The sequence below is a fragment of the uncultured Anaerococcus sp. genome (genome assembly GCF_963510915.1).
In the GTDB taxonomy this organism is placed as follows: domain Bacteria; phylum Bacillota; class Clostridia; order Tissierellales; family Peptoniphilaceae; genus Anaerococcus.
The window spans coordinates 1-7,935 of the sequence record NZ_CAUPHG010000076.1; the positions used below are offsets into that span (position 1 = coordinate 1).

Here is a 7,935-nt window from a genome sequence, read left to right on the forward strand (position 1 = left end):
CCACGGTCAACAAGCTCATCAAAAACATTATCGTATTCTTTTTCGTAAGTAAATTTCATAATTTATCCTTTCTTATATTTTGCTGTAATTTAAAACGCAAGTGAGAAATCCTAAGAATAAAAGATTTCAAATCCAAAATAGGCACAAAAAAAGAGCATAAAAGCGCAAAGACTTGCGGTACCAGCTTTTTTTATACTCGTTGCCAAACACAGGCAGTTTGGCTTGCCTTAAACAAAATGAAAGTGTAATTTCAAAAAAACCATTCCAGGCTCTTCCTACTAGAATTCATTGTAAGTTTTATTTCCATAGGACTATTTAACACTAGGGGAGGACTTTTGTCAAATAAATCTTACTTTATCGTGGTATTTAATTATTGAAACCAAAAAAGGGGTATATTTATAATAAGAAAACGTTTGGAAATCATAGAAAGGAGAAATAATGAAAAAGAAATTTTTGGCAGGAGCCCTTGCCCTTGTATTTTTGATACCAAATGCAAGTGTCTTTGCAAAAGAAGAAGACTCTGACCTTCCTTCTGATTTAAAAGGAAATTACACCTACGAAGATGGCATGTATTTGCCAGCCTTATATCATTTTGGCGTGACAAAGGGTAGACAAGTTCATCCTTTTGGTGAAAGCAAAGTAGGAAAAATTAGCGAAGAGGAAAAGGCCCAAGTCCTTAAAAGAAAAGAAGTAAAGGAATTAATTGAGCTTTACAATATCCACTACCAAACTTTGATAGAAATTTATAAGTTTGGCGAAGACCGTATGGATAAGTGGAAGGAAGTAAAATCAATGAATGATCCTGTCTTCGGCAGATTTACCAAACAGAATTGGCTAGATTTTTATGAAAATGGGGCCCAAACTCTCCAACTAGTTCGTGACTTTTTCGATTATTTGGGTCTTCGCGATGAGGATTTCACAAATGAAAAGACTTTGAAAATGATCTATAAGCCTGAGCTAAGCTTTGAAAAAATCGTCTCTTGTGGGGCAGAAGATAAAATTATTTTTAATGAGGGAGTTTCAAGCAAGAAAATAGATGCTAAGTCCAGAGACCTTGCTGATAAGGATGGTGGAAATTTAGTAAAGAAATTAGTGGCTAATCTTGATGGCTATGAGCTAGATAAGCCAACAGAAGTCTTGGGCAAGTCTAAATCAGGCGCCTATGATAAGAGATTATTTGTTCAAATTTACTTAACTAGGGGCGATTCACAAATTCTCTTCCAGATGGCAGGCAAGGATGGAAAAATCCTAAGCGATTATTCCTTGAAAGATAAAAAAATCTCTAATTTCTATGGCCAAGAAATGCTACTTTCTTCCTATAAAGAGGGAGGTTTATATAGGGCAGAGTTTAAAGATTTGGATAATGAATATTTGGTAGAATCCTCTGGTATTTCTGAGGATGAATTTTTGGTAATATTAAGGTCTTTCATAGGAAATATTAGAAATATTTCAGCTTTATCATCTATGAAATTAGAATTCTAGGTAGACCTTGGATATTGTCATGAATATAAAAAGGTGGATAAAAAAATAATATTAAGCAAGGCTCGATGAATTTCATCGGGCTTTTTAAAATCTATATAATTGTATAATAATATACAGAGATAATAGTATTTTTATATTAGATACTTAAAGTTAAAAATAATGGTATAGTGAGATAAGCAGAGATGAGGAAAAATAATGAAAGATTATATAATATTAATACCAGCCTTAAATCCACCCAAAGATCGACTTAAATCTTATGTTGACGACCTTAGGGCAAGGGGATTTGAAAAAATTATTTTAGTTAATGATGGGTCAGATGAAGGCTATAAAAAATATTTTAATAAGTATAAAGAAGATGGGATTGACGTATTTACCCATGTCAAAAATTTTGGCAAGGGTAGGGCTATGAAAAATGCCTTTAATTACATCCTAGCTAGCTATGATGAGTTTTCTTATGTCATATGTGCAGACTCTGATGGTCAGCATAGGGTAGATGATATCTTAAAAATAGTAAAACACCTTGAGAAAAACAAAGAAGCTTGTCTAGTTTTAGGTTCAAGGGATTTTGATAGGGAAAATGTTCCTCCAAAAAGTAAGTATGGTAACAAACTTACCAGCCTTATCTATTATTTGTTTTTTGGGGATAAGATTAGGGATACCCAAACAGGGCTTAGAGCTATACCTAGATCCTACTTGAAGGATTTTCTAGACCTAGATGGGGAGAGGTTTGAGTATGAGATAAATATGCTCATCAACGCTTCAAAAACAGATAAAAATATTAAGGAAATCCCAATAGAAACAATCTATTATAATGACAATAAGGAAACCCACTTTAGACCTTTAATGGATTCTTTTAAAATATACAGGGTTATTTTTAAAACTTTTTTTAAGTTTCTTATTTCATCAATATCATCTTGGTTAGTTGATATTAGTATGTTTAGGATTTTGTTTAAGATTTTAGCTAAGTTTATAAATAATTATTCCCCGATTATATGGATATCAACCTTTGTAGCCAGGGTTATTTCTGGCATATTTAATTTCGTCATAAACAAGAATTTAGTTTTTGAGGATGCCAGCCACAATAGGACTGTTCGTGCTAGGTATTTTTCGCTTTGGCTTGTTCAACTAATCCTATCAGCATTTTTGGTTGACAATATTTTTAAAAAGATAAATATGGATACATCTGTGATAAAGATTCTTGTTGATACTTTTATATTTATTTTGTCATTTAAAATACAAGATAAGTATATATTTAACAGGAGGAAGTAAAGATGGGAATAGCTGGTTTACTAATTATTCTTCTATCATTCCTAGGATATAGCCATAGGCTAAGAGCTAAATTTAGTCTAGATATTAGTTTGATTCCTTTTGTACTTGCTACTTCATACATCTTTATCATAGCATTAGGTGCTAGGCTTAGCCTAATGTTTATAAGTATAATAATCACAAATATTATTGGCCTTTACTATTTTATAAGAAGTTTTAAAAATCCGGATCTTTATAGGGATTTTTTTCCAAAATACCTAATATTTTTTGTTGCTATTATATGTTTAGCCTTCTATCTTAGGGATAAGATTTTCTTGCTATATGATGAATTTTCTCATTGGGCAACTATTTCAAGGCTACTTATAAAAAAAGATGCCATAAATACAGTACTTGATACAGTTATAGACTTTAAGTCCTATCCTCAAACTGGGGCGTATTTTATCTACGGGCTAGTAAGACCTATAGGGTATGCGGAAAGCCATATGATGCTTGCTAATGCTATTTTTACTTTAGCAGGAGCCTTTACTTATTTTCTAGCGGTAAAAAGAAAAATCCTAGACTATTTGATAGGGATACTGGTAATAATTTTTGCCCTTATCTATAATATTAGACCCTACGGTCTTTTGGTAGATACAATACTAGCGACCACATCTTTTGGTATCTTTGTATTTATAGATTATATCAAAGACGACAATGATAAGCGAAAGCTTAAATTTTTTTTGATACCAATGTTTGTAAGCCTGGTGTATATAAAGAATTCCGCCCTAGTTTTGGCAGCTTTTATTTTAATATATATGCTAATATCCTTTGGCAAAAACGGATTAGACCTAGTAGGGCTTAGTATAGCAAGCATTGTTTTAGCTAATAGGTCTTGGGCAAACCATATAAAAAACAATTTTGAAAATACAGGCAGACACTCTATAAGTTTGTCATCTTACAAGTCTGGCCTAGAAAATAGTAAGGACTTGGTTGATGATTTTACAAAAAATTTCCTAAGAAATATTAGAACTGACTATCTAATGTGGGCCTTGTTAATTGGCTTGGTTATTTTGGTTTTTGTATGCCTAGATAAGAAAAAATTAATCGGCCTTATTGTCTATACTTTTACTGTTTATGCCTTCTATCAAATAGGCAATTATTTTATGTATTTGACAAGTATGGATGCAGGGGAGATTAGACGACTCGCATGCTATGACAGGTATGTAAGAACTATTCATATATACCTATTACTAATAAGCCTTTATGTAGTAAACAAAAATTACCAAGGAATATTTGTAAAAATATTTACAGTCTCCTTGTTAATATTTGCAAGCTTTATTATAAGGGCTCCTGAGGAGATAAGACTTCCTGAAAGGAGCTTTAGGGAAAATCTAATAGAGATAAAGAATAAAGACCATATCGAACCGGGAAAAAATATCTTGATAAAGTTTGAAAAAAGAGATAATACAAGGATTTTCACCAGGGCAGCAATGTTCACCTTTGATACAAGCAAGGTAAAGGACACTTTTCCTGGAGATGAGAAAAAATATAAGGAATCCGACTTTGATTATTTTATAGATTTGACCAAGTAGGGATTTTAAAATAACAATTTAAGTAAAAAAGGCGAGGAATTTATGTTTCCTTGTCTTTTTTTGCTTGGGGTTTTGAAAATTTTTTTCATAGGTCATTATTGAGAAAGCTTAATAGAAAAATAAAGCAGTCTCCCACAAGCAGGTTAGAATTATAAAAACTGCCAGTTTATATTTTCATAAATATAAAAAATGATGGATTTTAATTAAAAACACATAGCTTTTAAACTATGGAAATTACAACAAGTTAGACTACTTTTTAAAATCTTTGCGGAAAGTTATTTGACAAAGGATAAAAACCGGGTTACAATATAACCAATCAAATCATTAGTTAGAAAAAGTGTTGAAGAGAAGAGTAGCTTTCTTGAGGCTTACAGCGAATCCCGTAGAGTGTGAGGGGAGAAGTTAAGAGATTGTGAAAAGAACCTCAGAGCTTATAGGTCGATACAAGGAGATTTATACGGGCACTCCCGTTACAGAGTTAGAGTATGTTAGTACTTGAAGAGGTCTATTTTGTGAGAAATAGATGAATATGGGTGGTATCACGAGTCTTCGTCCCTTTTTGGGACGGAGGCTTTTTTTATTATCGAAAAAGCGACACAAATGACTAGTTTTGAGAAAAAATTTTAGGGAGAAAAATATGATAAAGAATGAATATGAAGTTTTAAAGGAAGCAAAAAAGGTAGTTTTAGCCTATTCTGGAGGTCTTGATACATCTGTGATGGTAACTTGGCTTATGGAAAATGGGGCTAATGAAGTCATTTGTGTGTCAGTTGATTTAGGTCAAGTAAAAGATCCTAAGGCCATGGAAGAAAAGGCTATAAAGTCTGGTGCGAGTAAGTTTTATAATATCAATGTAGAAGACGAATTTATTGATGACTATGGTTTTAAATCCTTAATGGCAGGGGCAAAATACGAAAATGTTTATCTTTTAGGTACTGCTATAGCCCGTCCTTTAATTTCACAAGTATTAGTAGATGTGGCAGAAAAAGAGGGGGCAGATTTGATAGTTCACGGTTGCACAGGTAAGGGTAACGATCAAATCCGTTTTGAACTATCAATCATGGCCATAGCTCCAGATATGAAGGTCCTTGCTCCTTGGAGGTTCTGGGATATAAAGGGACGTAGCGAGGAAGAAGCCTACGCTAAGGACCACGGTATTAACCTAAATTTCACCAAGGATCAAGATTATTCCATGGATGAAAATATTTGGCACTTATCTCACGAAGGCCTTGACCTAGAAGATCCAGAAAATCCTGCAGATTTGGAGAAAATTCTTCACTGGGTAACTCCACCAGAAAAAGCTCCTGATAAGGCAGAAATGGTTGAAATAGAATTTTATAAGGGTAAACCAATTGCCTTAAATGGGGAAAAATTAAAAGGCTCTGACCTGGTTAAAAAATTAAATGACCTTGCTGGTAAACACGGAATCGGCATTGACGATATAGTTGAATCTAGGATGGTTGGCATGAAATCTAGGGGAATTTACGAAAATCCAGCTGCTAGTGTGCTTTACTTTGCCCACGAAAAACTAGAAACAGTCACACTTCACCCAGATTGTCTACAATACAAGCAAAAAATGGCACTTGATTATGCCAAACTTGTTTATGCTGGCAAGTGGATGACACCTTTAAAGGAAGCCATGGACGCCTTTATAGAAAAAACCCAGGAAAATGTGACAGGCAAGGTTAAGGTCAAACTCTACAAGGGTGCTATGCAGCCAGCTGGTATATTTGCAGAAAACTCTCTTTATCTAGAAGAATACGCAACCTTCGAGGAAGACGATGTTTACAACCAATCAGATGCCACTGGTTTTATAAACTTATTTGGCCTATCAAGTAAAATTTATGCAAAGGCCATGAAAGAAGGAGAGAAAAAATAGATGAAACTTTGGAGCGGGATGCTTGACGGATCTTTAGATAAGGACGCAGAAGACTTTAATTCCTCGATAAAAATAGATAAGAGATTGGTTTTTGATGATATTACTGGATCAATTGCCCATGTAAAAATGCTTGGCAAACAAGGAATTATCGGTAAAGATGAAGTGAAAAAAATTATAGCAGGTCTTGAAATAATAGAAAAAAATTTAAAAGAAAAGAGCCTAGATATCGACATGACTTGCGAAGATATTCACACCTTTATAGAAGGAGCTTTAATTTCTGAGGTAGGGGAAGTTGGCAAAAAGATGCACACAGCTAGGTCTAGAAATGACCAAGTTACAACTGATTTAAAGCTTTATATAAAAAGAGAAGGCTTGGAAATAATAAAATATTTGAAAGACTATGGTAAAATCATAACCAATCTTGCCAAAAATCACACAGAGACCCTAATGCCAGGCTACACCCACCTTCAAGCCGCCCAACCAGTAAGTTTTGCCCACCATTTAATGGCATATTCCTTTATGAATTTGAGAGATATATCTAGGATGGAAGATTATATCAAAAGATTAAATGAACTCCCACTCGGAGCCTGCGCCCTAGCCGGTACGACCTATGACATTGATAGGAATTTTGTGAAAGATGAACTCGGCTTTGATTCTGTTATGGGCAATTCTATGGATGCTGTAAGCGATAGGGACTATGTAATGGAGCTTTCTTCGATTTTATCCATAATTGCAGTTCATCTCTCAAGGCTTGCGGAGGAAATCATAAATTGGGCAAGTCCAGCCTATAAATTCATAGAAATCGACGATAAATTTGCCACAGGCTCATCAATTATGCCTCAAAAGAAAAATCCGGACATGGCAGAGTTAATTAGGGGAAAAAGTGCAAGACTTATTGGAAACATGAACGGGGTCTTTACGATGATGAAGGCATTGCCACTTTCCTACGCCAAGGATATGCAGGAAGATAAGGAATTTATCTTTGATTCCATCGATACAGTAAAATCTTGCTTAAAAATTATGGCGGATCAAATTCAAAGTCTCACCGTAAATAAAGAAAAAATGCTAGAAGCATGCAAGGTTGGATTTTTGAATGCGACTGATGTGGCAGATTATTTGGTGAAAAAAGGTCAAGCATTCAGAAATGCCCACCACATAGCAGCAAGACTTGTAAAATACGGCATAGAGAAAAATCTCACCCTAGAAGATCTTGATTTAGAAATCTATAAAAAAGAATCAGAACTTTTTGAAAAAGACATCTACGATGCCATTTACCTAAAAACTTGCCTAAAAAATAGGAAATCCCAAGGTGGGCCGGCTCCAGAAGAAGTCCTAAAGCAAATTGCCTATGTAGAAGAAAAAATTTCTTAATTTCAAATACGAAAATTTTTTGGAAATTTTTATTATCTAAAATACAGAAATTATCATAAAATAAAGTTAGTAATCCACTATAGCTTTAAAAATAATAAGAGAAAATTAAGATATAAAAAAGTTCTGGTGCATGAATTTCACGCACCAGAACTTTTTGTAGAACTATTAATAAATATGGGAATTAAACTTCTAATAATTTTCCGGCGATTGGGCCTGAATCAAGGGTGTAGATTTTTTCTACATTGATAATTACTGCTGCAGCCTTTGGCATAACTCCAGCCTTTTCCTTGGCTAGGTTCATATGTTCTTCATCTGTATAAGATTTGGCTGTACCTACAATCCTAAAGCCCTTGTTGTCTTCTCTTT

At 34.0% G+C, this 7,935-nt stretch carries 5 protein-coding genes, 1 pseudogene and 1 other annotated feature; of the genes and pseudogenes, 5 read left to right on the top strand and 1 reads right to left on the bottom strand.

Going from position 1 to position 7,935, the window contains the following annotated elements; all coding sequences use genetic code 11:
* The first annotated feature begins 438 nt into the window (after positions 1-438).
* The 5 genes from RQ893_RS06930 to argH all read left to right on the top strand — a co-directional run bounded on the left by RQ893_RS06930 (position 439) and on the right by argH (position 7,569).
* Positions 439-1,482 carry a hypothetical protein gene (locus tag RQ893_RS06930; protein ID WP_311482323.1) on the top strand — a complete coding sequence of 348 codons (1,044 nt, stop codon included), beginning with the start codon at positions 439-441 and terminating at the stop codon, positions 1,480-1,482.
* Positions 1,483-1,677: 195 nt separating this feature from the next.
* On the top strand, positions 1,678-2,751 hold the full coding sequence (locus tag RQ893_RS06935; protein WP_311482324.1) for a glycosyltransferase: 1,074 nt from the start codon (positions 1,678-1,680) through the stop codon (positions 2,749-2,751).
* A 2-nt stretch (positions 2,752-2,753) separates the two neighbouring features.
* Positions 2,754-4,319, top strand: coding sequence for a hypothetical protein (locus RQ893_RS06940; protein WP_311482325.1), 1,566 nt, complete (start codon positions 2,754-2,756; stop codon positions 4,317-4,319).
* Positions 4,320-4,650: 331 nt separating this feature from the next.
* Positions 4,651-4,879, top strand: a binding site (T-box leader).
* A 77-nt stretch (positions 4,880-4,956) separates the two neighbouring features.
* Positions 4,957-6,198 carry an argininosuccinate synthase gene (locus RQ893_RS06945; RefSeq protein WP_311482326.1) on the top strand — a complete coding sequence of 414 codons (1,242 nt, stop codon included), beginning with the start codon at positions 4,957-4,959 and terminating at the stop codon, positions 6,196-6,198.
* Positions 6,199-7,569 carry an argininosuccinate lyase gene (argH, locus tag RQ893_RS06950; RefSeq protein ID WP_311482327.1) on the top strand — a complete coding sequence of 457 codons (1,371 nt, stop codon included), beginning with the start codon at positions 6,199-6,201 and terminating at the stop codon, positions 7,567-7,569.
* A gap of 181 nt (positions 7,570-7,750) precedes the next feature.
* Here argH and RQ893_RS06955 read toward each other — a convergent pair.
* Positions 7,751-7,935: pseudogene (locus tag RQ893_RS06955) on the bottom strand (pyridoxamine 5'-phosphate oxidase family protein); the annotation flags it as partial.